The organism is Arthrobacter sp. Y3221157 (genome assembly GCF_059089865.1).
Genome location: NZ_JBNHFD010000022.1, coordinates 1 through 25466, shown reverse-complemented (window position 1 = coordinate 25466; position 25466 = coordinate 1). Strand labels below are relative to the sequence as shown.

The 25466-nt window shown below is 65.3% G+C and carries 27 protein-coding genes, 1 pseudogene and 1 riboswitch; of the genes and pseudogenes, 9 read left to right on the top strand and 19 right to left on the bottom strand.

What is annotated here, in order from left to right; all coding sequences use genetic code 11:
- Nucleotides 1–12: 12 nt before the first annotated feature.
- From thrS to AC5RTT_RS08425, 3 genes are all read right to left on the bottom strand, one after another.
- Nucleotides 13–2022, bottom strand: coding sequence for a threonine--tRNA ligase (gene thrS, locus AC5RTT_RS08435; RefSeq protein WP_494144806.1), 2010 nt, complete (start codon nt 2020–2022; stop codon nt 13–15).
- Between the two features lie 116 nt (nt 2023–2138).
- The gene (locus AC5RTT_RS08430; RefSeq protein ID WP_494144805.1) at nt 2139–5627 is read right to left on the bottom strand and encodes a DNA polymerase III subunit alpha; all 3489 of its coding nucleotides are present in this window, start codon (nt 5625–5627) and stop codon (nt 2139–2141) included.
- Nucleotides 5624–5962 carry a DUF6504 family protein gene (locus AC5RTT_RS08425; RefSeq protein ID WP_494144804.1) on the bottom strand — a complete coding sequence of 113 codons (339 nt, stop codon included), beginning with the start codon at nt 5960–5962 and terminating at the stop codon, nt 5624–5626. Before AC5RTT_RS08425 ends, AC5RTT_RS08430 begins: the two co-directional genes overlap by 4 nt.
- 158 nt (nt 5963–6120) lie before the next feature.
- Between AC5RTT_RS08425 and AC5RTT_RS08420 the strand changes: the two genes are divergently transcribed.
- Nucleotides 6121–6510 (top strand): hypothetical protein, encoded by a 390-nt coding sequence (locus AC5RTT_RS08420; protein WP_494144803.1) that lies wholly within the window; start codon nt 6121–6123, stop codon nt 6508–6510.
- 33 nt (nt 6511–6543) lie between these two features.
- Here the strand turns inward: AC5RTT_RS08420 and AC5RTT_RS08415 are convergent, their stop codons facing one another.
- Nucleotides 6544–6864 (bottom strand): chorismate mutase, encoded by a 321-nt coding sequence (locus AC5RTT_RS08415; RefSeq protein WP_494009292.1) that lies wholly within the window; start codon nt 6862–6864, stop codon nt 6544–6546.
- 19 nt (nt 6865–6883) lie between these two features.
- Here AC5RTT_RS08415 and AC5RTT_RS08410 point away from each other — a divergent pair, with 19 nt between their 5' ends.
- Entirely contained in the window at nt 6884–7306 is a 423-nt protein-coding gene (locus tag AC5RTT_RS08410; RefSeq protein ID WP_494144802.1) for a VOC family protein, read from the top strand.
- A gap of 25 nt (nt 7307–7331) precedes the next feature.
- Here the strand turns inward: AC5RTT_RS08410 and AC5RTT_RS08405 are convergent, their stop codons facing one another.
- Complete coding sequence (locus AC5RTT_RS08405) at nt 7332–8093, bottom strand: SOS response-associated peptidase (protein WP_494144801.1); 762 nt, start codon at nt 8091–8093, stop codon at nt 7332–7334.
- Nucleotides 8094–8224: 131 nt separating this feature from the next.
- Here AC5RTT_RS08405 and AC5RTT_RS08400 point away from each other — a divergent pair, with 131 nt between their 5' ends.
- Nucleotides 8225–8482: a mycoredoxin gene (locus tag AC5RTT_RS08400; protein ID WP_494144800.1), complete on the top strand. Its 258-nt coding sequence runs from the start codon at nt 8225–8227 to the stop codon at nt 8480–8482.
- Between the two features lie 33 nt (nt 8483–8515).
- Here the strand turns inward: AC5RTT_RS08400 and AC5RTT_RS08395 are convergent, their stop codons facing one another.
- Nucleotides 8516–9265, bottom strand: a complete 750-nt coding sequence (locus AC5RTT_RS08395) for a lipoate--protein ligase family protein (RefSeq protein WP_494144799.1) — start codon at nt 9263–9265, stop codon at nt 8516–8518.
- Nucleotides 9266–9446: 181 nt separating this feature from the next.
- Entirely contained in the window at nt 9447–10250 is an 804-nt protein-coding gene (locus tag AC5RTT_RS08390; protein WP_494144798.1) for a thioesterase family protein, read from the bottom strand.
- Between the two features lie 176 nt (nt 10251–10426).
- Between AC5RTT_RS08390 and AC5RTT_RS08385 the strand changes: the two genes are divergently transcribed.
- Nucleotides 10427–11104: an endonuclease/exonuclease/phosphatase family protein gene (locus AC5RTT_RS08385; RefSeq protein WP_494144797.1), complete on the top strand. Its 678-nt coding sequence runs from the start codon at nt 10427–10429 to the stop codon at nt 11102–11104.
- On the opposite strand, the gene AC5RTT_RS08380 is transcribed toward AC5RTT_RS08385, so the two are convergent.
- Together AC5RTT_RS08380 and AC5RTT_RS08375 are read right to left on the bottom strand one after the other, a co-directional pair.
- On the bottom strand, nt 11101–11631 hold the full coding sequence (locus tag AC5RTT_RS08380) for an NUDIX domain-containing protein (RefSeq protein ID WP_494144796.1): 531 nt from the start codon (nt 11629–11631) through the stop codon (nt 11101–11103). The genes AC5RTT_RS08385 and AC5RTT_RS08380 overlap by 4 nt on opposite strands.
- A 50-nt stretch (nt 11632–11681) precedes the next feature.
- Nucleotides 11682–11873 carry a DUF1918 domain-containing protein gene (locus AC5RTT_RS08375; RefSeq protein WP_494009300.1) on the bottom strand — a complete coding sequence of 64 codons (192 nt, stop codon included), beginning with the start codon at nt 11871–11873 and terminating at the stop codon, nt 11682–11684.
- Between the two features lie 74 nt (nt 11874–11947).
- Here AC5RTT_RS08375 and AC5RTT_RS08370 point away from each other — a divergent pair, with 74 nt between their 5' ends.
- Complete coding sequence (locus AC5RTT_RS08370) at nt 11948–12454, top strand: metallophosphoesterase family protein (protein ID WP_494144795.1); 507 nt, start codon at nt 11948–11950, stop codon at nt 12452–12454.
- Nucleotides 12455–12542: 88 nt separating this feature from the next.
- Nucleotides 12543–13436, top strand: coding sequence for a glucose 1-dehydrogenase (locus AC5RTT_RS08365; RefSeq protein WP_494144794.1), 894 nt, complete (start codon nt 12543–12545; stop codon nt 13434–13436).
- A 3-nt stretch (nt 13437–13439) separates the two neighbouring features.
- On the opposite strand, the gene AC5RTT_RS08360 is transcribed toward AC5RTT_RS08365, so the two are convergent.
- Genes AC5RTT_RS08360 through AC5RTT_RS08345 form a run of 4 tightly spaced genes read right to left on the bottom strand, consistent with a single transcriptional unit; the run spans nt 13440 to nt 16181 of the window.
- Nucleotides 13440–13883: a DUF1810 domain-containing protein gene (locus AC5RTT_RS08360; protein WP_494144793.1), complete on the bottom strand. Its 444-nt coding sequence runs from the start codon at nt 13881–13883 to the stop codon at nt 13440–13442.
- Nucleotides 13867–14496 carry a DNA alkylation repair protein gene (locus AC5RTT_RS08355; protein WP_494144792.1) on the bottom strand — a complete coding sequence of 210 codons (630 nt, stop codon included), beginning with the start codon at nt 14494–14496 and terminating at the stop codon, nt 13867–13869. Before AC5RTT_RS08355 ends, AC5RTT_RS08360 begins: the two co-directional genes overlap by 17 nt.
- Entirely contained in the window at nt 14451–14807 is a 357-nt protein-coding gene (locus tag AC5RTT_RS08350) for a TraR/DksA family transcriptional regulator (protein WP_494009304.1), read from the bottom strand. The genes AC5RTT_RS08355 and AC5RTT_RS08350 overlap by 46 nt, the downstream gene beginning before the upstream one ends.
- 21 nt (nt 14808–14828) lie before the next feature.
- Entirely contained in the window at nt 14829–16181 is a 1353-nt protein-coding gene (locus AC5RTT_RS08345; protein ID WP_494144791.1) for an aggregation-promoting factor C-terminal-like domain-containing protein, read from the bottom strand.
- Nucleotides 16182–16460: 279 nt separating this feature from the next.
- Nucleotides 16461–16631: riboswitch (cyclic di-AMP (ydaO/yuaA leader) on the top strand.
- A gap of 3 nt (nt 16632–16634) precedes the next feature.
- Between AC5RTT_RS08345 and AC5RTT_RS08340 the strand changes: the two genes are divergently transcribed.
- Nucleotides 16635–17492 carry a LysM peptidoglycan-binding domain-containing protein gene (locus tag AC5RTT_RS08340; RefSeq protein WP_494144790.1) on the top strand — a complete coding sequence of 286 codons (858 nt, stop codon included), beginning with the start codon at nt 16635–16637 and terminating at the stop codon, nt 17490–17492.
- A 134-nt stretch (nt 17493–17626) separates the two neighbouring features.
- Here the strand turns inward: AC5RTT_RS08340 and AC5RTT_RS08335 are convergent, their stop codons facing one another.
- From AC5RTT_RS08335 to AC5RTT_RS08310, 6 genes are all read right to left on the bottom strand, one after another.
- Entirely contained in the window at nt 17627–19102 is a 1476-nt protein-coding gene (locus AC5RTT_RS08335; protein WP_494144789.1) for a protein adenylyltransferase SelO, read from the bottom strand.
- Nucleotides 19099–20541, bottom strand: coding sequence for an APC family permease (locus AC5RTT_RS08330; RefSeq protein ID WP_494144788.1), 1443 nt, complete (start codon nt 20539–20541; stop codon nt 19099–19101). The genes AC5RTT_RS08335 and AC5RTT_RS08330 overlap by 4 nt, the downstream gene beginning before the upstream one ends.
- Before the next feature lie 19 nt (nt 20542–20560).
- Nucleotides 20561–21487, bottom strand: coding sequence for a ribonuclease Z (locus AC5RTT_RS08325; RefSeq protein ID WP_494144787.1), 927 nt, complete (start codon nt 21485–21487; stop codon nt 20561–20563).
- A gap of 342 nt (nt 21488–21829) precedes the next feature.
- On the bottom strand, nt 21830–22258 hold the full coding sequence (locus AC5RTT_RS08320; protein WP_494009310.1) for a hypothetical protein: 429 nt from the start codon (nt 22256–22258) through the stop codon (nt 21830–21832).
- A 105-nt stretch (nt 22259–22363) separates the two neighbouring features.
- On the bottom strand, nt 22364–22762 hold the full coding sequence (locus AC5RTT_RS08315; protein ID WP_494144786.1) for a DUF6841 family protein: 399 nt from the start codon (nt 22760–22762) through the stop codon (nt 22364–22366).
- A gap of 18 nt (nt 22763–22780) precedes the next feature.
- Nucleotides 22781–22993 (bottom strand): hypothetical protein, encoded by a 213-nt coding sequence (locus tag AC5RTT_RS08310; RefSeq protein ID WP_494009311.1) that lies wholly within the window; start codon nt 22991–22993, stop codon nt 22781–22783.
- Between the two features lie 689 nt (nt 22994–23682).
- On the opposite strand from AC5RTT_RS08310, the pseudogene AC5RTT_RS08305 reads away from it, so the two are divergent.
- A pseudogene (locus AC5RTT_RS08305) lies at nt 23683–24853 on the top strand (DUF4389 domain-containing protein).
- Nucleotides 24850–25308 (top strand): universal stress protein, encoded by a 459-nt coding sequence (locus AC5RTT_RS08300; protein ID WP_494144785.1) that lies wholly within the window; start codon nt 24850–24852, stop codon nt 25306–25308. The pseudogene AC5RTT_RS08305 and the gene AC5RTT_RS08300 overlap by 4 nt, the downstream one beginning before the upstream one ends.
- Nucleotides 25309–25466: the final 158 nt, after the last annotated feature.

Genomic DNA, 25466 nt, shown 5'->3' with positions numbered 1-25466 from the left:
GGTTCCGTTCCGCTAGCTGGTCCGGTTACGGACGGCTTCCGTGATCCGCTTGATTGCCTCGGCCACCGGAACACCGTTGTCCTGGCTTCCGTCACGGAAGCGGAAGGACACGGCACCTGCCTCGGCGTCGTCCCCGCCGGCAATCAGCACGAACGGGATCTTGTCCTTGCTGGCCGTGCGGATCTTCTTCGGGAAGCGGTCGGACGACGTATCCACCTCGGCGCGGATGCCTGCCGCCTTAAGCTGGTCGACGACGTCGAACATGTACTCGTTGAAGGCTTCCGCAACGGGGATACCCACCACCTGGACGGGCGCCAGCCAGGCCGGGAACGCGCCGGCGTAGTGTTCGGTCAGCACGCCCATGAACCGCTCCACGGAGCCGAAGAGCGCGCGGTGGATCATCACCGGCCGCTGCCGGCTGCCGTCCGCTGCCTGGAACTCCAGTTCGAAGCGCTCGGGCAGGTTGAAGTCCAGCTGCATGGTGGACATCTGCCAGGTGCGGCCCAGGGCGTCCTTCGCCTGCACGGAGATCTTGGGTCCGTAGAAGGCTGCTCCGCCCGGGTCCGGAACAAGTTCCAGCCCCGACTCTTGCGCAACCTCGGCGAGGGTCCTGGTGGCCTCTTCCCAGGCGGCGTCTTCGCCGACATACTTTTCCGGGTCCTTGGTGGAGAGCTCCAGGTAAAAGTCGTTCAAGCCGTAGTCCTTGAGCAGGTCCAGGACGAACGTCAGGGTCTTGGTGAGCTCGTCCTTCATCTGCTCGCGGGTGCAGTAGATGTGGGCGTCGTCCTGTGTCATGCCGCGGACCCGGGTGAGGCCGTGGACGACGCCGGACTTCTCATACCGGTAAACGGATCCGAATTCGAACAGGCGCAGGGGCAGTTCCCGGTAGGACCGGCCGCGGGACCTGAAGATCAGGTTGTGCATGGGGCAGTTCATCGGCTTCAGGTAGTAGTCCTGTGCCGGCTTGCGCACGGTGCCGTCCTCGTTCAGTTCGGCGTCCACCTGCATGGCCGGGAACATGCCGTCCTTGTACCAGTCGAGGTGGCCGGAAACCTCGTAGAGGTGGCCTTTTGTGATGTGCGGCGTGTAGACGAACTCGTAGCCCGCCTCGACGTGGCGCTGGCGTGAGTAGTCCTCCATCTCCTTGCGGATGATACCGCCCTTGGGGTGGAAGACGGGCAGGCCGGAGCCCAGCTCGTCCGGGAAGGAGAAGAGGTCCAGTTCCGAGCCGAGCTTCCGGTGGTCGCGGCGTTCTGCCTCGGCGAGCCGCTCCTGGTACGCCTTGAGCGCGTCCTTGGTGGGCCAGGCGGTGCCATAGATGCGCTGCAACTGCTGGTTCTTCTGGTTGCCCAGCCAGTAGGCGGAGGATGACCGGGTCAGGGCAAAGGCGTTGGAGATGAGCTTGGTGTTGGGCAGGTGCGGCCCGCGGCAGAGGTCGCACCAGACGGTGGTGCCGTCCTTGCGCTCCACGTTGTCGTAGATGGTGATGTCACCGGCACCCACCTCGACGTTCACGCCTTCACCGGCCTCGGCGGCGTCGTTCTTCTTGCCCAGCAGCTCCAGCTTGTAAGGCTCGTTCTTCATGGCCTCACGGGCTTCGTCCTCGTTGACCACGCGGCGGACGAACTTCTGGTTCTGGTTGATGATCTTCTGCATCATCTTCTCGAGGGTCTTGAGGTCCTCGGGGGTGAACGGCTCTGCGACATCGAAGTCGAAGTAGAAGCCGTCGGTGATGTAGGGGCCGATTCCCAGCTTGGCATCCGGCCGCAACTGCTGGACTGCCTGGGCCATGACGTGGGCGGTGGAGTGGCGGAGCACGTTCAGCCCGTCAGGGGAATCGATGGTGACGCCTTCGACGTCGGCGCCCTCGGGAAGTTCGTGGTCCAGGTCCTTCAGTTCGCCGTTGACGCGGGCCACAACTACATCGCGGCGCTCAAAGAAGAGTTCCGCACCGGTTGTCCCGGTAGTCACCTTGGTCTCTTCGCCATCGACGACGAGGGTGATCTGCTGGGCATCTGACACGGGTGTCTCCTATTCAAAGTTCAGGCTTCATAGCTTGTGGCGTACGGGGACCACAGCCAGCCATCGTCAATGCTATCTGTTCGGTGATAGGCCGACCAACGCGGCGCACGGCAGTGTCAGCCGTTGAATCCGGTAATGGCGAGGCTTCTGCTGATCCCGTCCAGCGAATGTGGCACGTCCGGCGCCTGGGCGGCGGGATCCGGGAACGGCAGGGTTTCGGTCCGGCTCAGGTCCCAGGCCATGCTGGCACTCAAACTGATTCCCCGGGGACCGGTCCGCCGGGTGGTACCCCTGATCAGGAGCAGCCGGGTGCCGAACAGGAGCATCCCAGCTTTTTCCTGGGCCTCGTGGAAGAATACAGAGTCAACACAGCCGGTGCCGTCGTCGATGCTGATGAACACCACCCGCCTGCCGCCCCGCATGGGAGGCGTCTGGGTGGCCACACGCACCCCGGCCACCAGGACCTCCGTACCGTTGCGCAGGCCCAGCAGTTTGTCTGCGGTGGTGACGCCCAGCCTGTCCAGCAGGGGCCGGTGGCTGTCCATCAGGTGGGTACTGACGTCCACCGCCATCAGGTCAAGTTCTACCCGGACGTTTTCCACCAGGGTTGGTTCCGGCAGTCCCGGGGCGACATTCCGCAGTTCAACATCCCCAAGGGGCAGCGACAACTGTCCCTCCAGGACCTCGACGCCTTTCCTGCTGCTGCCGGACGCCTGGAGCTTCTGCAGATGCTGCACCAGGTCCGCCCGGTTGGCAGTACCTCCCGTCTCCCGGTGCAGCGAATCGAAGGCACCCAGTTGCGCGAGCCTTTTAATGTTTGGCTTGCTGATTTTCGACCTTGCCCGGAGGTCGGCCAGCGATTCGTAGGGCTGTCCGGCAACGATTCTCTTCAACTCTGTCCTGGAGAGCCCGTAAATACCGTTGAGGCTCAGCCTGATACCGAGTTTTCCGGCGTCAGGGCCGGACTGGGCCCGCTCCACCCGGTACTCTGCCTTGCTGAGGTTGATATCCAGAGGAAGGATCGGGATGCCCAGCCTTCTCGCCTCGGCAACCAGCAGCCGTTTGGGGTACATGCCCGGATCGTGCTCCCACAGCCCGGCAAGGAATGCCTCCGGGTGGTGGGTTTTCAGCCAGGCTGACTGGTAGGTGGGCACAGCGAAGGCCGCACCGTGGGCTTTGCAGAAACCGAAACTGGCAAAGGTCTTGAGGGTGTCCCAGACCTTGTCAACGACGTCCGCTGAATACCCCTTTATTTTTGCCTTCCTTCGGAAATAGTCTTCGACGCCGGCTTCGCCCTCTTCGCTGCTCAGGGCCCTGCGGAACTCGTCCGCTTTGGCCAGGCCGCACCCGGTCATGACGTCGAACGTCCTCAAGATCTGCTCGTGGAACACGGTCACGCCGTGTGTTTCCGCCAGCACCGGTTTCAGGTCGGGGTGGGGGTAGACCTCCGGGGCAAACCCGTGCCGGTGTTCAAGGAAGGGCCTCACCATATCCGACTTCATGGGCCCGGGCCGGAACAGCGAAATATCGATGATGAGGTCGTTGAATTCACGCGGGGCCATCTTGCCGATCAGCTCGCGCTGGCCCGGTGATTCGATCTGGAAGCAGCCTAAAGTGTGCGTGCTGCGGATCAGTTCGTAGGTGGGCTCGTCATCGAGCGGCACGGCGTTGAGGTCTATGTGGCCGTTGTCAGCAATATAGGCCGGTCCCGAACCATCCGCCCCGGCAGGGTGCCGGCCGGCAGTAACAACCTCTTTCTTTGAAGGATGAATCCGGATGATTTCCCGGACCGCGAATGCCATGGCGCTTTGCATCCGCACACCTAGGACATCGAGCTTCAGCATGCCCATGGGGTCCATGTCGTGCTTGTCGAACTGGCTCATGGGCAGCCCCAGTCCGCTGGGCTGTACCGGGGTGCGGTCCAGGAGCGTGGCGTCGCCGAGGATCACCCCGCAGGGATGCATGGAGATGTGGCGTGGCAGCCGGTCAAGGCGTTCGGTCAGGTCCACCAGCAGATCGAGCTGCTGGTTGCCGTCGGCATCGCGCTGCTCAACCCTTCCGGCAAACTCCTTGAGTTCGGGCTTTTCCTGCAGCGCTTCACGGAACTTGCGGGCTGAGAAGCGCCACAGCTGCTTGGCGATCTCCCCCACTTCGCCGTCATCCATGCCGAGCGCCATACCGGCATCGCGTACCGCTCCCCTGGCCCGGTAGCCGTTCTGCATGCTCATCAACGTGACCCGCTCCGCACCGAACCGCTCGAAAATCCGCCGGTAGACGTTGTGGCGCTCGGCACTTTCGACGTCGATGTCGATGTCCGGCAGGGTTGCCCGGTCCTGGGAGAGGAAACGCTCGAAGATCAGGTCATGCTGGAGGGGGTTCACGTGGCTGACGTCGATGAGGTAGTTCACAAGGCTGGAAGCGCCGGATCCGCGGGCCGCAGCCCGGACACCCATGTCCTGGATCATCCTGGACACCTCTGCCACTGTCAGGAAGTAGGAGGAAAAACCGAGGTTCCGGATGATGCCCAGTTCATGCTCAAGCCGGGACACCATGGTTCTTTCCGCCGCCCCGCTGATGCCTGGAAACCGCCTGCCGATCCCTGCATTGCAACGCTCCACCAGCTCCTGATGCGGGTCCTGGCTGATCCCCAGCACGGCAGTCTCCGGCACAACAGGCTGCTTCCACCCCATGTCGGCAGCGGGATCAATCCGGCACAGGTCGGCGAGCGCCTCGGTCTGCGTCATCAGCTGCTTCAGGTCAGCGGCACCGTAACCTGCGGCAGCGATGATTTCCTTGCCGAGCAGGAGCATCTGGTCAGCAGACTTTAGCCAGCCCTGGCCGGTGGGTTGCAGCAGCGGTTCGGTGGCGAGTTCCGGAAGCGATTTCAGGGTCCTTGCCGAATCAAGAACATCAGCCGTGGGTGCGCCGTCCGCAGCACAGTACCGGACTGCGTTGGTCAGAATCGCCGGTACGTGGTGTTCCTCGGCAAGCCGGAGCATGCGGACTGCGTGGGCAGTGCTCAATGGTGACCCCGGGGCGCTGAGCTGGGAGACAACCTCTGCCACCACCGTCCCGGCTGGCATGGCATCCAGCCATTGCTTAAAAAGGGTACGCGGGCGTAGATAGCGCCGGCCTCCCATTGCCCGGCCAACATCCGAGTCCGGGCCGATCAGGACAGTCAGTACCGGCTTGAGGGTCTGGGGATCAAGCGTCCTGGAGGCAAGTTCGGCACGTGTCACGGCAACCGGTACCGCTCCCCCGGCTTTTCCCGTTGTCCGTGCGTGGGCATCGGAGATCAGGCGGCACAAGGCCCGATAGCCGGCACCGTTGTTGTGCCCGCGGGCAAGGACAACCACCCTGCTTGCCACCTGGGTACGGTGGTCGCCGTCGTCGTCAAGGACCGCAAGGTCAACTCCCACGATGGGATCCAAACGGGCAGCCATGCAGGCCTTAAGGTGCTTGATGGTTCCATACAGGCCGTCGCGGTCCGTGCAGGCAAGGGCGGTGGCGCCGTCCGCGGCGGCAGCCTGTGCCAGTTCATCCGGCCAGGAAACCCCATAGTGGGCGCTGAATGCGCTGGAGACGTGAAGGTGCGTGAAGCTCATGCTGTTCTGGGCCGGAGGGCATCATGGATCCGCACGAGCCGCCAGCGGCCACTGCGGATATGGCGGGAAAGGTCAAGGGTCAGTGGTTCACTGTGCGCCGTGCTTCCGGCGGCTCCCTCCGGGGACGGCAATACCTGCACCCGCCAGATTTCATGGTCCACCACCCCGGGACCGCTCCCCAAAGGCGCCCTGCTGTCTTCCGCCCACCACTGGCGGCGCTCATACCAGCGCATTGGTTCGGCACAGACATCGTAGGACCTGCCGGCCCAACCAAGGCTTACAGGCTGGCCCTCAGGAGAGCACAGGACATCAACGGATTCGCTGAACATGCCCATGTCGCCTCCCGGAATACCTGACCCTATTCGAATATGTGTTCGAACAGTTCAAGTCTACGCCCGGTTCAGCCCAATGCATAGAAAGTGGCCGCGGGGCTTCCCCGCCGTTGCCGGACAAGGGGGTGGACGGAGCGGAAAGCAGGGAGCAGGATGGAGCCATGGAAACCCAAGACGCACTCCTCAAGCAGGCAAGCCTCAAAGCACAGGACTCCACCCTCGTGGCCACCTTCGACATCGACGGCACAATTCCAGGGTCCGGCGCATATGTCGTGGGACTGGTCGGGGCCACCCCGGATTATTCGTCCCAACGGCGGCTGTGCATTGAGTTCATGAACGGGGAGGCCATTGCCTTCTACTCGTTCAACCGCGAACAGGGCATTGAGGAGAACTACGACCTGTCAGGTGTATCGCACTCCGAAAACACCATTACCGGGCAGTTTCCCAAGGCAGCCATCAATGGGCTGGGGCAGGGGCATGTCATCTCCGCCTTCAGTGAGGCGGACGGCCGGGAATTCCAGTCCGGCGTCCCGGTAGAGGAAGCCCTGTAAGGCTTCCTCTTTTTTCTTGCCCTGGGGCGAGGTTCAGCTGGATTCTTTGTGGACCCGCATCTCGAGTTCAATGAAGCCCGAGATCATGGCCCGGTACGTGGATTCCACGATGTCCGGGTCAATGTCCTTCTTCTCAGCGGCCGAACGGACGTGTTCGATGATCCGTTCCACGCGGTCAGGCGCACGGACCTCCGCGTCGTCGCCCTTCAGGGTGCCGGCGATGCGGATCAGCCGTTCGCGGCGGGCGATGAGGGTGACGATCTGTTCATCCACCTCATCCACAGCAACCCGGACGGCAGCGAGCTGTTCCTTGTCCGCCAAAGCGTCCCGATCGTTTCCTTGAATAGTTGCCATCGTCTGACAGTATCGAAGCATGCAGCCAAGAGTCGACTTCATTTCACTGGGCGTCCGCAGCGTTCCAGCGTCCAGGGCGTTCTACGTGGATGGCCTGGGCTGGCCGATCCACAAGGAGGTTGCCGGGGACGTGGTGTTCATCCAGGTCAACCATGGCCTGGTGCTTTCACTCTGGGACGCGGGGCAGATGCAGGCGGAAGCAGGCGTCAGCGCCCCGGGGCCGGTCCCCTCCATCACCCTCAGCCAAAACCTGGCGAGCGTTGAGGAGGTGGACCAGGTAATGGCGGAGGCGGCGGCCGCGGGTGCCGCCATTGTTGCCGAGCCGGTCACCCAGCCGTGGGGCGGCTATACAGGGTACTTCGCGGACCCGGACGGTTTCCGCTGGGAAGTGGCGTACAACCCCACCTGGGCTGTGGACGACGACGGTTCAGTCACCGTCTAAGTCAACGCCGCCGGGGCGGGGACTCCTAGAACAGCGCCTCCACGGGCGTGATCAGTTCCGGACCGTTGTTGCGCACGTTCCCGACTTCCTTGCCCACCGACTCCACGCGCCAGTCCGCAGCAACGTCCTTGACGCCGGACCGCACGAGGTCCACCAGGCCGGCGGCATCATCAGCTTCCGGGTCCAGCCAGGCCTGCATGGTGGCCTTGTCCATGGGCAGCGGAACCCGGTCATGCAGGGCAGTGAGCTTCCCGAACACTGTCGATTCTGATCCCGGAGGCGGTGTGTCCGTTGTCAGGATGGAGGTGGAAAGCATCCACTGCCCGGGCTCGCCGGCCGGCACGGAGGGGTCCCTCCACCATTCGTAGAGGCCGGCAAAGACCAGGCCCCCGTCTTCCCCGGGATGCACGTAGTAGGGCTGCTTGGTCTTTCCCGGGCCCTGCTTCCATTCGTAGTAACCGTCCGCCGGGACTGCACAGCGCCGCGACTGGACAGCCTTACGGAACGCCGGCTTCTCCAGCACGGATTCGCTTCTGGCATTGATCATGCGGGAACCGATGCCCGGATCCTTCGCCCAGGAAGGGACGAGCCCCCAACGGGCAACATGCAGCTGCCGGACCTGCCTGCGCTCCGGCCCGTCATCCACCAGCCGTTCCAGGACGATGGGGACGTCGTCAGTGGGCGCCACATTCCACGACGGCGGAATGCTCACCTCGTCCTCCAGCTCGGCGTCGAATTCCGCCAGGAGGTCCCCCACAGCACGTGCCATCACATAGCGTCCACACATGGCTCCAGCATGCCATCGGCGACATCTGCTGTCATCCGGGCCGTCCGGGAAGCCGCGGGCGCACGGGAATAGGGGGAGGCACGCTACCGTTGACAGGAACGGAACCCTACATCGACACAGAGGAGACCCCTGTGGATTTCACTCCCGAATCCGGCACAATCACCATGTTCTCCACCACCTGGTGCGGCTACTGCAACCGGCTGAAGAAGCAGCTGGATGCGCAGGGCATCGGCTACACGGAGATCAACATCGAGGAAGCGGATGGCACCGCCGAACTCGTGGAGCAGCTGAACGGCGGCAACCGCACCGTTCCCACCGTCCTGTTCTCGGACGGTTCGGCCGCGACCAACCCGTCAGCAGCCGAGGTTAAGGCGCGCCTGGCGGCATAAGCACCGCCAGCCGCACACACTTCGCCATGCGGGTCATGCCCCCAGGCTGCTGAAAGAAGCAGACTCCAGGGCGGCATGGCCCGCATACGTTTGCAGCAGCGCGTCCTCAACGGCCTGGACGGTGGCACCGGGCACCAGGTCTTCGACGGCGCCCGCAGTGGCAGGCTTCCATTCAAGCCCCAGGGCGGCGTAGCTGTCCGTCAGGACTTTCCGGATCGGGGCGGAGTTTTCCACCACGATCACGGAGCTGAACAGCCAGCCGCCCGCCACGACCCGCTGGGCCGTGCCCACGAGCTTGATCCGGTGTGAGGAATCGTCCGGATGTGTTCCGTGGACGCTGAACTCGCCCGGGCAGTACTCCCCCGGTATTTCCCCCACGGCGGCGTGGACGCCGACCGACTGCAGTGCCTGGGCGAACAACTCCCCGAAGTACCCGAAGCGGGTTTTGGAGCCGGCGATCGCATCCGCGTCCGGCTCGATGTGGTCCACCACCAGGGTCCCCTGGTGATAGGCAGCGGCGCGTCCGCCGGCCCTGCGGACCAGCGGTTCAAAGCCGTTGTCACGGCAGGCGCGGGCCGCTGCTTCAAACCCCGGCAGGCGGGTGTCCCGCTGTCCGAACGCCACGGTGGGGGCGGGACGGTAGAGCCGAAGAGTGGGGCCGATCTGCCCCGACCTGGCCTTTGCCAGGAGCTCCAACCCGAATTCCAGGTCCCGCCCCGCTCCCAGCGAAACTTCCTGCCGCACCACTGTCAGCGTGCGCGTTTCCTGAACGGGGTGATGCATGGTGCCGGGCTCCCTTATGGTCATCTCGCAGTTCCTGGTTGAACTGCCGGCGGACGGGCCAACCCTAGGTTACGCCGTCGCCCACCCACGACGTTTGAAGGCCACGGCGTCCGGCCCACAGGCCCGACAGCAATCCGTGCAGCAATCCGGCCACCACCAAGTCCCACTGATCAGCAGCCGGTCAGGTCCGGCGCAGCGTCAGAATCTGTTCGGCGCGCCCGAAGGGGCCCTGCCGGTCATGCAGGACCGTGGACGTCAGGCCGATCCCGTCCCCGCCGAAGGACACCGCGTTGTCCAGCCCCAGCCACTCCCCTTCGGGCCGCCGGTACATGTGGATCTGCAGGTCCAGGTTGGGGAAGGCGTAGCTGTCCTTGCCGGGCGGCACCCGGGCGGCGATCCCGTTGGCGGTGTCCACCAGGCCCATCAGGCGGGCCAGATCGGTGCTGTCCTCCCGGTCCGTCAGCGGGTGGTCGGTGCGGAGCCACACCTTGCCGGCGCCCGGCCGGTGCCCTTCCGCAACCCGCATCTCGAGGGACCGGATGTAGCCGCCGGGCCAGACAGCCGAACCGTCGTAGGGCTTGCAGTCGTCCGGGCCCGGAATGGCGGAATCCTCGACGGCGGCGACGGCACCAGTGTCGCTGGTGATCATCCGCCAGGCGGTTGCCCGGATTGCTGTCCGGCCCGCAGCCACCAGCTCTGCCTGCAGGAGTTCGATGGTCTTCCCTGGCCTCAGCGTGGAGGTCTCGATCTGGAATTCCCCGCCCGGGATCAGTCCCAGGATCTCGTAGCTGAGCCGGGCCATCCGCATGTCCCCCCGCGGCTGGTGGCGTTCAAGGGCTTCGGCCAGGAGACCGGAGGCCGGCGCCATGTGCTGTTCGTGGGCGTTCCAGGCCCCCTGCGCATGGATGGTGGAGCGGAAGCGGCCGCTGCCGAGGACCTGGTAGTAGGCGTTGCCTTCAGCAAGCTTTTGGAACTCTTCAGTCAACGCTGGCCTTTCGCAGAGAACTTCAGTGAATTGCCACTAACTCTAACGGCTCGCGCCGGAACGCCAGCAGCGGTCCGGCGCGAAATGCTGGGCCAGCGAAATGTTTGAGTCTGGGTGAAGCCAGCGGACTAGACTCAAGAACTGGTCCTGTCAGCGACCTCGAAACGAGGTAATCCATGCGCGTCATCAGTTACAACCTCCGCAAACACAAGGCCAGCGGCGAGCTTCTTGCCCTGGCCAGGAACCATGACGTCGATGCCCTCTGCCTCCAGGAGGTGGATGCGACCGACCTCCCCGAAGCCCTGGGGCCGCTGCATCTGGCGCATGTCACGAAGGGAAACCGCCTGGGCCTCGCCGTCTACTACCGCACCAGCCGCTTCACCGCACTGGACACCCAGTCCTTCGCCCTGAAGAAGTCGATGCATGACAGGGTCCTGGCTCCGGCGCACGAACGGCTGATTGGGGTGCGGGTGATGGACAACGACACCCAGCATGAACTGGTGATCGGCTCGTTCCACGCGGCGCCGCTGACCGCCTCCAATTCGCTCCGGCGCAAGCAGATCCACGCTGCCCATGCCGAACTGCTCAGCATGGGAAAAGGCCTGATGACGCTGATGGTGGGCGATTTCAACTACCCGTTCTTCACCAAGAACCTGGACATCCACATGAAGAACTCCGGGTACGCCCTCTCCCTCAGCAACCGGCGCACTTACACCAGGTACAAGGTATTCAAGGGCCACTTCGACTTTGCCACGTCCCTGGGCCTGGACATCCAGAGCGTAGAGACGCTGCCGCGCGGCAACTCCGACCACCTGCCCATCCTGGTCACGGCGGAATACGGTCCGGACTACTAGGAAGCCCCGCCGGGATACGGGCCGGCGGCAGCAAGCCGCCGCCTCAGGTCCGGCCAGGCGGCAGCGAAGCCGGGGTGCAGTTCCTTCCGCTCCACCTCATCAAGGGGGACCCACAGCAGTTCGATGCTCTCGGGATCGCTGATGACCGGGTCGAACGGCTCTCGTACCAGCACCACCACCGTTGTGTAGGACCAGTAGCCCAGGTCCAGGAGGGAAGTGAACAGCACGTCCACACCCTCTGGCGGAACCGCTGCCTCCTCCTGGGCTTCCCGCAGCGCGCCGGTCACGGGCGCCTCGCCCTGGTGGAGCGCTCCACCGGGCAACCCCCACGTTCCGCCGTTATGGCTCCACACCGCGCGGTGCTGCAGCAGCACCCCCCTGGGCGGATCGAACGCCAGAACGCCGGCCGCGCCGAAACGCCCCCAAAAGCGTCCGCGGTCCCCCTCCACCCAGGCGTCGCCCGGATCCCGGGGACCGGTGCGGAGGGGCGGGGTGGCGGACGCTGCGGAAGCCGGAGAATGATCCATCAGCCCAGTCTGACAGGTACATCACGCCCGGGCCCAGCACAGGCCGGGCCTCAGTTGCCGTGCGGGCGTTCGACGGCGAAATCACCGCCGGGATACATGATGGTTTCGTGCCCGTCATCAAAGCGGACCAGGTAAGGCGGGGTTCCGTCTTGTCCCCGCACTTCCAGGATCACCCCGTGGCGGTCCGTGGATCCAACATGCCGGCCGTGGACGATAATGCGGTCGCCCTGCGCTGCCTCCATGGCAATCACCTCCCAGCCCCCAGATTACGACTCTCGCGGGAACCGAAACAGGCCCAGCGTGGCAGGATTTCCCTATGCCGCTGAACATCGTCCTGGTTGCCGATACCCACATCCCCAAGCGGGCCAGAGACCTGCCCGCCCCGGTGTGGACCGCCGTCGAAAGCGCAGACGTGGTCTTCCACGCCGGTGACTGGGTGCAGGCCGGGGTCCTGGATAAATTCCAGGAACGCAGCCGGTCCCTGGTGGGCGTCTACGGGAACAATGACGGGCCGGACCTGCGCGCCCGCCTCCCTGAAACCGCGCACATCACCCTGGACGGCATCCGTTTTGCCATGGTCCATGAGACCGGGCAAGCCAAGGGCCGGGAGCTGCGGTGCGAGGCGCTCTATCCGGACACGGACGTCCTGGTCTTCGGGCACAGCCACATCCCCTGGGACACCACGTCCCCGGCAGGCCTGCGGCTGCTCAACCCCGGCTCCCCCACGGACCGCCGGCGCCAGCCCGCCTGCACGTACATGACGGCAAAGGTCGACGGCGGCCGGCTGGCGGAGGTGCGCCTGGTGGAGGTGGCGCGGGAGTAGTTCCGGGTTGGCAGGTGGCCGCCGGTTGCCTAGGCTGGGACGGTAAGCATACTTAGCTTCTTGGAATCCACCCAGCAGGAGGACCGCCATGACAGACCAGTACACTTTCCGGAATCCGGTCACCGCCTACGAGCACATTTCCCCGCCAGAGCAGCACCAGCCAGAGCCCGGGCTGGACGCGGAGCTGATGCCCAAGGCGGACCTGGGTGAGGAAACCTACCGCGGAACGGGGCGGCTGGAAGGCCGGAAGGCCATCGTCACCGGTGCGGATTCGGGCATCGGGGCCGCCGCGGCCATCGCGTTCGCCAGGGAGGGCGCCGACGTCGTCATGTCCTACCTGCCGCAGGAGGAGGAGGACGCTGCCAGGATTGCGGGCATTATCGAAGCCGCGGGACGCAAAGCCGTGAAGGTTCCCGGGGACCTAAAGGACCCGTCTGTGTGCCGGGACGTGGTGGATACCGCCGTGGCCGTCCTGGGCGGTGTGGACATCCTGGTCAACAACGCCGGAAAGCAGGTGGCCCAGGAGGACCTCGCGGACATCACGGACGAGCAGTTCGACCACACCCTGAAGACCAATGTCTACGCCATGTTCTGGCTGACCAAGGCAGCCCTCCCGCACATGCCCGCGGGGTCCACCATCATCAACACCACCTCGGTGCAGGCCTACAATCCCTCCCCGACGCTGGTGGACTACGCCACCACCAAGGCCAGCATCAACAACTTCACCAAGGGCCTGGCCCAGCAGCTCGCTCCCAAGGGGATCCGTGTCAACGCCGTGGCGCCGGGACCCATCTGGACTCCGTTGCAGGTCAGCAGCGGCCAGCCAAAGGAGGACCTGCCGGAGTTCGGGCAGTCCACTCCCCTGGGCCGCGCCGGCCAGCCCGCAGAACTCGCGCCGGCCTACGTTTTCCTGGCCTCGCCCGAGTCCAGTTTCGTGCTGGGCGAGACGCTGAACGTCAACGGCGGCAGCCCCACCCCATAGTTCTTATGCCTGGTCCTGCCCGGCGAGCAGTTCATCGGTGGTTTCGTCGGGCTGGCCGTCGAAGAACTGTGCAAGAACGGTCTTGAACACCGTTTCGCCGGGCGCCGCGCGGAGGAACAGCGTCATGGACGACTGCAGCTTGCGGGCGTCAATGCCACCCAGAATATCCTCGGCCGTGCGCCCGGCGTGGTTGGTCAAGGCCTGTGCGCACTCCAGCAGGCGCGGACCCAGCACGTCGTGCTCAAGGTATCCCCGGGCTTCGTCCAGTGACCTGATGGCATACTTCCGCGAGGTGGCGCTCTGCCCCAGCCCGGCGATCTGCGGAAAGACGAACCACATCCAGTGGCCGCTCTTGCTGCCCAGCTGCAGTTCGGACAAGGCCTGCTCATATGTCCCGCCGCTGTCCTGTGCAGCGACGAAGCGTTCAAGGTCATAGGGATCGTTCATGGATGTCTCCTTGTCGGGGGGTGTTGGGACCGGGCGGGAAGCCGGCGCCGGGCGGCCGCCCAAGTACTGCTGCAGCCTGGCGCAGGCTGGCATGCGGGTCCTGGGCCCACCGCGCCAGCACCACATCGGCGCGCTGCCTGTCGCGCTCCGGCAGCCCGGCTAGCAGCGGCGCCACCACATCGGCCACCAGGGGTCCTTCCAGTTCCGCCGTGGAGGCGGAGCGGAGGAACCCTTCGATCCGGGTCAGGTCCGAGTGGCGCAGCCATCCGGCCTTGGCTTGGAGCAGCACCACGGCAGCCAGCCGCCGCTCGAAGACCGGCCGTTGGCCAGGTTTAGGCCGGCCCCAGAGGACTGAGGCCAGCTGGACGGCGGCATCGTGGTCCAGGGCTTTAAATTTCCGCAGCGCATCACTGACGGTTCCCCGGACAGCGCCTATGGAAGATCCGTAGGAGGCGAGGACCCCGCCCAGCCGGGTGGCGACGTCGTCCGCGCGGTACCAGGAGCCCTCGTTCTGCAGTGTACGGTCGATGAATTCCGCCGCCGCGGCAACAACCTCCGGCCCCGCCGTCACTGCCGGCCTGCCGCGGCGTGGTTGATGCAGAACGCGGTCCATGGCCGGGCTTCCAGCCTGCCCTCGGCAATGGCTTCGCCGCAGACGGCGCAGGTGCCATAGGTTCCGGCGTCCAGCCGGGCGAGAGCGGCCTCCACCTGGTCCAGGCCGGCGGCGCTCTGTTTCAGGAGTGCGGCCGCCTGGGACAGCTCGAAAGCGATCGTGGCGCCCTCGGGATCGTGTTCGTCGTCGACGTTTGAATTGAGCCGGGCCGAACTGGCCGAGGCGATGTCCGCGCGAAGGTCCGGAAGCAGCGCAGCCTTCCGCTTCCGCTCCTCCTCGAGCAGCACCCGGAACCGCTCAAAATCTGGCATGGAGAAAGCCTAGCGCGCTTCTCAGTACCAGTTCCTGGCTACGGAGTGGTCCCAGGCCGCGCAGGGTGTACGGTAGCGGTCCCGGATATACCCGAGCCCCCACTCGATCTGCGTACGGTAGCTGGTAAGCCAGTCGCTGCCGGCGCTTCCCAGCTTGCCGGGCGGCAGGGCCTGCGGAATCCCATAGGCCCCGGAGTAGGGGTTGGTGGCGGTGGTCAGCCAGTTGGATTCCTTGGTCCAGAGCTGGGCGAGGCACAGGAACTGGTCCTGGCCCCAGCCGTAGGCTGCAAGGCGGCCGGAGGCGTAGCTCTTGGCCGCAGCGGGATCGTTGACGGCCCCGCCTGGAACGGAGGGCACGACGACGGCGGGCGGGCCGGGGGTCGCAGGCGCCGGGGCAAGAGGGGCGGGGTTCGCCGGCGCCGGGTTCACGGGAGCAGGATTTACCGGGGCCGGATTTAGCGGCGCGGGATTCGCTGGCACCGGCGCTGCCGGGACCGGGTTTGCCGGAGCGGGAGGTCTTTGAGCACCGGCAAGGGCAGCATCTGCAGCTGTCTGCCGGCGCGCCTGCTCCTCGGCAGCCGCTCGCTTGGCAGCCTGGGCCGCCTCATAGGCTGCGAGCGCCGCCTGGCCTTGCCGGTATTCGCCCTCGAGCGCAGCCGTCGTGCCCTTGAGGGACGCCAGCTGCGCGGTCAGCTCTCCGCTGCGCCGCTGCTCTTCGGCGACCTGGCGGGCCACCGCGTCCTGGGCGGAACGGGCAGCGTCCAGCTTGGCCTTCGCCTCTCCGGACAGTCGTTCGCGCTCCGCCCTGGCGGTCTTTTCCTGCTCCGCCAGCGCAGCGGTGGCTTTGCCGGCGGCCTCCGCCCGGCTAACCAAATCCGCCGTCTTGGCTCCCACCACCTCAACGACGTTGAGCCCGTGGATGCTGTTGTTCTCCAAAGCTTCCAGTGCCACAAAGAATCCCATGGTGGTTCCGCCGGTCTTGTACGATCTGGCGGCCAGCGCACCAACGGCCTGTTGATGCCGCTGCAACTCCGCGTCCGCCTGGGCAGCCTGGCCTGCAAGGGCATCCACCCTGGCCGTTGCGGACTGCAGGGCGGCGTCCGCCAGTGCATAGTCGGCTGCGGATGCCACGGCGGCCGTCCCGAGCGCTTCGGACTCGGACCGCAGGCCTTGAAGCAGGCCTGTGATGTTCTCGATCTCGGCCGCCTTCCCGGCTTCAGACTGCTGCGCCTTCTGAACGTCTTCCCACGATGGGTACCCGCCCGGCGGAGCCTCATCCGCGGCCGCCGGAAGCAGGGCAACGGGGCCGGCCAGGGCAAGTGCCAGCAGCCCTCCCAACAGCGGGGGCTTGAACATGCTTCCGACCAGGCGCATAGCTCAGAAGCTTAGCGGGTTCAACACAAGGTTGAGGGTTTGGGCGGCCTCCCCCGCTACCTTTATAAGTTTGTGACATAAATAACAGGCCACGCCAGCTGCCAAATATCACGCGAGGTCAGAAAGGTGTGCTAGTACTTCCAAACGTTTGCTTAATATGATAGAAGCGCCTCGTATGTTACCCAAACGTGACAATCGCTGCGCGGTCGGGTTATGGTCTTCAGGTGTCCCTCCCAAACGGGACATTCCCATCAGTATGCCGAGCCCTGCCACTGACCCGGGATTCAATCGCTTTCCAGCTGGCAGGGACGGGGGAACCAAGTTTCCACGGCCGTTACGGCCTTGGGGTTAAGTCGATAGCGCCTCCGTCCATTGTGGGCGGTGGCCTTCGGCCGGGTATCTCCAACCCGAACCCGACAGCTCACCCCGCAGGCATGGGAGAGGCGATCACACGTGTCAAAAAATTTCCCTACCGCCCGTCACCGCGCAACTCCGGCCCGCTCAATCGCGCTCCAGGGCTTGGCTGCTTCCGCAAAGTCCCAGGCACGGACGCTCAGCCGTCCGGTGCTCGCAGTTGCCGCTGCGTCCGGCATTGCGTTCGGTGTTGGAGCTCCCGCCCATGCAGGCGTAACCGGCCCGGATACCACCGAGACCGCTAGCGTCCAGGCGTACGGCGCTCCGGCAGCCGCAGTGGCTGCCCCCGCCGCCGCAGCCCCTGCCGCCGGCAACGTCTACACCGTGGTTTCCGGAGACACCCTGGGCGCCATCTCGGCCGCTCACGGCGTCAGCCTGAACGATGTGCTGGCCGCCAACGGCCTGGACATCTCCACCATCATCTTCCCCGGTGACCAGATCACCATTCCGGGCGCCGGCTACGTGGCACCTGCGGCTGCTCCTGCCCCGGCCGCACCTGCCCTGGCGAACACCGGCTCCACCATGAACTATGCCTCCGCGGCCGTTGCCCCGGCTCCGGCCCCGGCCCCCGCACCTGCCGCGACCGGCACCGGCACGGGTGCAGCCATCCTGGCTTCCGCCTACAGCCAGTTGGGCGTGCAGCAGGACTGCACCGCCATGGTGGAGAAGGCCCTCCGCTCCGTCGGCAAGTCCGTCGGTGACCTGGCTCCCGGCCAGTTCTACCAGTACGGCACCACCGTGGGCACCCCCGCCCCCGGCGACCTGGTGATCACTGCAGGCCACGTGGGCGTCTACGCCGGCGACGGCCAGGTTGTCAGCGGCGGCGTGGACGGCTACAAGACCGAAGTCCACTCCATCAGCTGGCTCGGCGGAGCTTCCTTCGTCCGGGTAGCGTAGTTATCCCGCGCAACTGAAGCAGCCGCACCAAGAGCTGCGCACATAAGGGCGGCAGCCGGGAAGACCCCGGCTGCCGCCCTTGCCGTCTTCACGTGTTGCCACCGGGGCCCGCCGCCATTTTGCGGCTCAGCCTGTCAGGTGCCGCAGAACGTCATGTACTTGCCGAAGTCTTCCGGCGCGCCTTCGGCGTAGCGTTCCAGCCCTGGTCGCTCTTCGTAAGGGGCGCCCACTGCTTCAAGGAGCCTGGTAAACGGCTCCAGGTCGCCGCCGGTGGCCGCAGCGAGCGCCTCTTCCACCAGATGGTTGCGCGGAATGTACACGGGATTCACCCGGTCCATTCGGTCCGCATCCGGCTTCATGGACCGCCAGCGCCCGGCCCAGGCGTCGAATGCTGCCAGGTCCATGACCATGCCCCGGACAGGTCTTTCATTTCCGCGCGCTGCTTCGCCCAGGTTGCGGAAGAACCGCGTGTAGTCCACCGGGCCGTCCTTCAAAATCGCAACCACCCCGTCCACCAGTTCGGATGCCGCTTCGGCCTCAGGGCTTCCGGCGGGGCTGGCGGGCAGGCCCAGCTTGATCCTCATCCCGTCGAACCAAGCATCGCTGTACTGCCTGCGGAATTCGCCCAGCGCCTCCACGGCGGGACCGACGGCCTGCTCCTGGTCCTCGTTGATCAGCGGAAGGATCGACTCGGCGAGGCGCGCCAGGTTCCATTCGGCAATAACAGGCTGGTTGGCGTAGGCGTACCGCCCGCCCACATCGATGGAACTGTAAACGGCGGCGGGGTTGAAGTCGTCCATGAACGCACAGGGCCCATAGTCGATGGTCTCGCCGGAAATGGTCATGTTGTCCGTGTTCATCACGCCGTGGACGAAGCCCACCAGCATCCATTGCGCCACCAGCGCGGCCTGGGCCGACACCACCGCCCGGAAAAGCGCAAGGTACGGATTCTCAGCTTCCGCGGCGGCTGGGTAATGCCGGCTGATGGCGTGGTCCGCCAGGCGGCGCAGCAGCTCGAGGTTGTCCGTGGCCCGCGCATACTGGAAACTCCCCACCCGCAGGTGGCTGCTGGCCACCCGGGCCAGGACTGCCCCGGGCAGCATCTCGTCCCGGCGCACCAGGCGTCCGGTGCCGACGACGGCGAGAGACCTGGTGGTGGGAATCCCCAGCGCGTGCATTGCCTCACTGACGAGGTATTCCCGGAGCATGGGCCCGACGACGGCACGCCCGTCACCTGCCCGCGCAAATGGTGTGCGGCCCGAGCCTTTGAGGTGGATATCGCGCAGGCGGCCGTTGGCGTCAAGGATCTCGCCAAGCAGGAGGGCCCGCCCGTCCCCCAGGAGGGGTGAGTATCCGCCGAACTGGTGCCCGGCGTAGGCCTGGGCCACCGGCGCCGCCCCCTCCGGCACGTGGTTGCCCAGCAGCAACCGCACACCCTCCGCGCTGCGCAGGTAGCGGGCATCAAGCCCGAGCTCTTCCGCGAGGGCGTCGTTGAAGACCAGGAGCCGGGGCTCCGGAGCTTCCTCCGCCTGCCAGGGAACAGCCATGTCTGCCAGTTCGCTGGCGAAACGGCTTTCGAGGATGACCGTTGATTCTGCAGCGGTAGTCATGGGTTAACCCTATCCCCGCGGTTGGTCCGTCGGTTGATCAGCCAGGTGACAAACCACAGGATCACGCCGATCGCCATGAGCCCGCCGGCTATCTGGTACTGGATCACGTTGCGTCCCACCCATGGGCCGGCAAGGAAAGCACACAGGATGGCTGCCACCAGGGGCAGGGGGCCGGGCGAGGTGAAAAAGACCTTGCGGTTCGGATCCCGCTTCCGGCGCAGCACCAGGCATGCCACGTTTACGACGGTGAAGACGCACAGCAGCAGGAATGCCGTTGTGCCGGAAAGGTTGGCGACGATGTTGCTTTCCGGATCGCTGGCCACATAGAGGATGAGCCCCAGCGCCAGGACCGTGGAGAAGGCGATGCCCGCCCACGGGGTGCGGCGGACCGGCAGGACCTTGCCCAGGGGGCGCGGCAGGACCTGCTGCCGGGCCATACCGTAGATCAGCCGGCTGGCCATGAGCATATTGATCAACGCAGTATTGGCCACGGCGAAGACGGCAAGGAACGGGAAGACCCTATCGATGGGAAAGTCCGGCGAGCCCTTATGCACCACTTCGAGCAGTGCCGCGCCTTCGGCTTCGCGGATTCCCTCCAGTTCTGTGGGTGTGAGCACGCTGACTACGGACACTGCAACCAGCATGTAAAGGAGCACGGCGATGCCGAGGCCGGTCAGCATGGTCCGGGGGAAGATCTTCTCGGGATTGCGCGTTTCCTCCACCATGTTTACCGAGTCCTCAAAGCCCACCATGGCGAAGAAGGCGATGGAGGTGGCGGCGGTGACGGCGAGGAACAGGCCCTTGTCCTGGTAGTCGCTGAAGACGAAGATCTCACCGGGGTTGCCTGTGCCCTGGGCCATGACGAAGAACCCGACGCCGATCACGATGCACAGCGCCACCATTTCCACCACGGTGAGCACCACGTTGAACTTGACGCTCTCCCCCACGCCCCGCAGGTTGATGGCGGCCAGCAGGAGCATGAATGCCAGGGCGACGGCGGTGATCACGCCCTGGCCGGGATCACCCATGGCCCCGTTGACCTCCAGCCCGCCGAAGAAATTCTGCGCCAGCACATTGGCCGAGGTTGAGGCGCTGGTGATGCCCGAGCAGACCACCGCGAATGCCACCAGGAACGTGACGAAGTGGATGCCGAACGCCTTGTGCGTGTACAAGGCGGCGCCTGCCGCCTGGGGATACTGGGTGACCAGCTCCAGGTAGGAAAAGGCCGTCAGCGTCGCCACCACGAAGGCCAGGAGGAACGGCAGCCAGACAATCCCGCCCACCGTCCCGGCCATGGTGCCCGTCACGGCGTAGACGCCGGCGCCAAGGATATCCCCCACGATGAAGAGCAGGAGGAGCTTGGGGCCCAGGACCCGTTTCAGCTCGGGCTCCCTGCCCTGCGGAGTAACGCCCTGGACTTCCTCGGATGTGGCGCTCACTGTCGGCCTCCTTGCCGGATCAGGTGGTGGGACTGGAAGATGCGTGCCACGTTGACACGGGGCTGCGCCGCTGCGGAAAGGGAATCCGCTGCAGGTCCGAGGCGGCCGTGACGGCAGCCGTGCCCGCGCGTGCGGATGCCTGCGCGGCAAGCACGGTGGCGTCGTCGCCGTAGCGGGACGAGAAATGCGTCAGTACCAGAGTGCGGACACCGGCGCGTGACGCCAGCTCCCCTGCCTGCCCGGCGGTGAGGTGGCGGTATTGCTGCGCCAGGCCGGCGTCGTCATCGCTGAAGGTGGACTCGGCAACCAGGAGGTCGGCGCCGTCGGCCAGTTCCTCAGCACCTTCGCAGGGCGCGGTGTCCATGACGAAGGCGAAGCGTTGGCCGGGCCGATGGATGCTGACGGCCTCCAGACTGACGCCGTTGAGGGTTCCTTCACGCTGGAGGCGCCCGACGTCGGGGCCCGCGATGCCCGCTGCCACCAGGCGGTCTGGCAGCAGGGTCCTGCCGTCCGGTTCCGCCAGCCTGTAACCGTAGGTATCGATGCGGTGCTTCAGCGGCCGGATCTCCAGTCCGTCAGCGATGATCCCCGCTCCCCCATGGGGGTGCAGGCGCAGGTCGATGCCGGGCGAACTCACGGAGACCAGGGCACGGACCACGTCCTCGCCGGCAAGCGGATAGTGAAGGTGAACGGGATGCCCCAGGCCGTCGAGGGCCATCCTGGACAGTACGCCGGGAAGACCGTAGCAGTGGTCGCCATGGACGTGAGTGAGGCAGATCCTGGTGATCTGGGTAGCCGGGACACCCGCGTGGATCATTTGCCGCTGCGTTCCTTCGCCCGGATCGAAGAGCAGTCCCTCGCCGTCCCAGCGCAGCAGGTATCCATTGTGGTTCCTGGTGCGGGTGGGGACCTGGGATGCGGTGCCGAGGATGACGAGTTCACGCATGTCTGAAAGGACCAAAAAGCAGGTTCCGGACGTATCCGGGACCTGCTTCCTGGTTTGGTGGTTTTAGTGCCGCCTGAGCATTCCCATAATCTTCTGGGCCATGCCGCCGGTCCTGCCGCCCGTTGCATGGGGCGTCCGCCTGGCGGCATTCATCCCGGTACCGCGGACTGTTCCGCTGGTTCCGGTCCTGCCTGAGAATCGTCCAGCGGCATTCCTGATCATGCTTCCCAAGTTCATGTGAAACTCCCTTAGTCCTGATCTACCAACTGATATTCATCAGCCTACTTATTAGTCTAGTCGTGATCCCGTTTTCGGCTAGGGTGCAATGCCCCATCCTTGATGTCAGCGCTCCAGGTCCTCGGGGTCGAATTCGCTGAGCGGCGACCCGCCGAAGTTCTCGGTGTCGTCACTTGCTTCAGCTTCGAGCCCCGTCGGGTTCTCACCGAAGTCCACGTCCGCCACGGCTTCACCGAGGGTGGGCGCATCCGGCGGCACCTGCTCATCGCCCGCGTTGTACCTGGCTTCCGCCGTCTCGTCGCGCAGCGTCTGATCACTCAGGAAATCCTCCTCTTCACCCGAAACAGCCTCTCCCTGGAGAAGCGGATCCTCCTGCCAGCGGTCCGGGTTGTCCTCCGCCGCACCAGGGTAGCTGTCCGGACCCTTGACGGGATCCAGTTCGAGGGACGCGCCGGCGCCGGGAGTCTCATCAAGGAGCACATCGTTCTCCTCGACCACCTCAAGGTTGTCATCGGGGAGGTTCTGTTCAGTCATGGTGATGCCTTTCTCTTGAACTCCGGCGAACAATAGTAAGCATACTGATGAAAAGGCCGGGATGTGAACCACGCACTGCCCGCTCCCGCCACTTGTGCTGCCGGCCTATGCTTTCGGAGCTGCAGGTTCCGCCTCGCCGTCGTCCACCGCCATGGGCGTCAGCACAGCCACTTGGTAGCCGCCGGCCCCCTCCACGAGCTGGTAGCAGAACCGCTCGCGGGCCCTGCCGCCGGAGAACCATGTGACATCGGCCCAGACACTCCCTGGCGCCTGGGCCAGCACTGCCACATGCTTCTCGATGTGGTTGACGCCTTCGTACTGCGGCCAGGCAGAGGCGAAGAACTGCTCAGTCTGGCGCGCGTCGGTAACGGCGAGCAGCTGGCCGGGGAAGACGATGAGCGAGGGAACGGCGTAAAGCCGGGACATCGCGGTTTCGTCACGGGCCACCAGTGACGCGGCATACCGGTCGAAGAAAGCTTCAACTTCCGGATGGGCGGCCGTCATGATGCTCCTTCTGCTGGATCAGTGCAGCAGCCAGGATCCGTCCGAGGGCGGTTCCGGCTTTCTGCGCAATTTGCGGAACAGGACAAGGAAAGGCCACGCCAGCAGCTGCAGCAGCCCTGCGACCAACAGCAGGCCTACCACCAGGACGAGGACCGGCGAGTACAGCAGGAATACGCCGATTGCGGCAGCGATATAGCCGCCCACAAGCGCCATAACTGCCCCAGGGTCCATGGGGACTCCTCTTGGGTTGTCGAAAAATTGAGGGAGGCGCGAGCCGTTGGGACGGGGAGACGCCGGACGGGAAGGGTGCACCTTGATTCCTGGGGCCGGAACTGCCGGTCCCGGGCACTTACAGCGCCCTAAGCGTGAATGTGGATCCGAGAGGTGGTGCGGGTTCGAGCGCCTGCCAGGCATCCCTCCGAGGGGCTGGGGTAATTCACCCAATGCATCCGGGCCGCATACTTCCTAACGGTCATCCCAGAGTACCCGGCGGCCTCCCGGGGTGGAAGTACCCACCGGGTCCCTTCCATGCCCCCGACTGGCAGCCTCTGCCCCCTGTGACCTTTGGCCCTATAAAACGCCGCCACCGGGCGGGAGGGTTGACCGTATCCAGCGCGGCAAAAAACGAGGAAGCACGGCCATGACAATCCACAAATCAATCGCCGTCGGCACCAACGACTCGGTGCAAGCCAGGCAGCCGTCCTGTGGGCAGCCCGACGTGCCCAAGCGGCGGATGTCCCGCTGGCGGTCCTCCCCGTCGTTGAGGACCGCCCGGCGGCCGCGCTCGCCAAGTATTCGGGCAAGGCATCCATGATGGTTACGGGATCGGGAAGTACACACCTTCGTTGCGTCCTGGCCGACAGGGCACTCCAGGTTGCGGCTACTGCAAAAGTTCCGGTTGCCGTGGCGGGGACAGAACCATGAAGAAGACCGGCGCAGTCGTCCTTCTCGTTTCGGCATACTTGTCTCGATCGTCGGCGCCACCATTTGGCCGCAGGAGCAGTGGCCTCGGTGGTGGGGTCCGTCCAAGGCGACGGATACTTGACGTCCGGCACCGCACGGCTCTCCGTCGGTTCCCATGCCCTCACCTCGCCCAGGCTGCCTTTCGACGTCGGCACGCTTAGGCTGCGCGCAACATCCGTTGATCCAGGCAAGGAGATCTTCATTGGGATTGCTCCCCAGGCAGATGTAGAGCGCTACCTGTCAGGCGTGCACCACTCGGAGCTGCTCGAGGTGGACAGCAGGCCTTTCCGGGTTGAGTACCGGGACATTCCCGGCACGGGCACGCCGGCACCTCCGGCAGGGCAACAGTTCTGGAACGCGTCCGTTACGGGTGCCGGCGAACAGGAGCTGACCTGGAACTTGGCTGCCGGGAGCTGGGCGATAGTCATCATGAATGCCGACGCCGGCCCGGGCATCGATGCCCGCGTGCAGGCGGGGGCCATGTGGCTGGTGAAGTGGTTCCTGGCCATTCCGCACTTAACCATCGTGGCAGGGTTCGCCATCCTGTTCACTGTCCGCTACCCGCGGGCCCTGTTCGACTTCAACGTCGGGGTCATGCGCTGGAACTGGAGGGTGGCGTTCTACGCCTACGCCGCAGCAGGCACCGACCTCTACCCGCCCTTTACCCTGGCACGCACCGCCTACCCGGCGGACTTCGAGGTGGACTACCCCGAAAGGCTCTCCCGCGTCCTCGTGCTCGCTAAGTGGTGGCTCCGGTCCATTCCGCACCTGCTGATCGTTGCCGCCCTCGCCGGCACCACCTGGACCTGGCAGGCAGAAAGCGAAGACCTCGGAACCACCTATGAACGGGGTACCGGCTTGTCCCTGCTGGGAATCCTGGTCCTGGTGGCAGTGGTGGCCTTGCTCTTCACCGGCCGCTACCAGCGCCCGCTGTTCGACCTGATTCTCGGCATCAACCGCTGGATCTACCGCGCCATGGCCTACACGGCCCTGATGCGTGATGAATACCCTCCCTTCCGGCTCGACCCGGGACCCGGGGAAACCAGGCGGACCTTCGGCCCTACCCCTCCGGCAACCGCCGAGACAAGATACGAGGGACCACCGCCGCCACCTGAGGAGCTGAAATGAGCACAGCGGAAACACCATTTGCCCGGATACTCGTGGGCGTCGACGGGTCAGAGCCGTCCGTCGAGGCGCTCCGGCAGGCCCAGCGCCTGGCGCTGCCCCTGGGCGCCAAGGTCCTCGCCACTGCCTACTGGGACTATCCCCAGGTGTACGCCAGCTACGTCATGATGGGCATCGAAGGCTTCCAAGAACGCGCCGGGCAGATCCTTGACGAGGCGGTTACAACGGCCTTCGGCCCGGAGACGCCGTCCAACGTCGTTGTGAGCCTGGTCCGGGGGCACCCCCGTGAGTCTATGATCGAAGCAAGCAGGGACGCGGACATGGTGGTGGTCGGACGGCGGGGCCATGGAGGTTTCGGGGGCATGCTGCTCGGATCCGTCAGTTCGGCCCTCGTGTCCCATGCCCATTGCCCGGTGCTGGTGGTCCACACGCCTGAGGCAGACCAGGGCGGGCACTGAGGGAGAAACCGAATGAGCGGGCCGGATATCGGCGGACCGCCGGCAGGTCCGCAGCCAAGCACTGGACGACGGCGGGCGGCCGCCATCGGGATCGCGGCCGCCTTGGTGCTCGTCGCCGTCGTCCTGGCCGTCCTGCTCCAGCGCCCCGCGGGGAACCC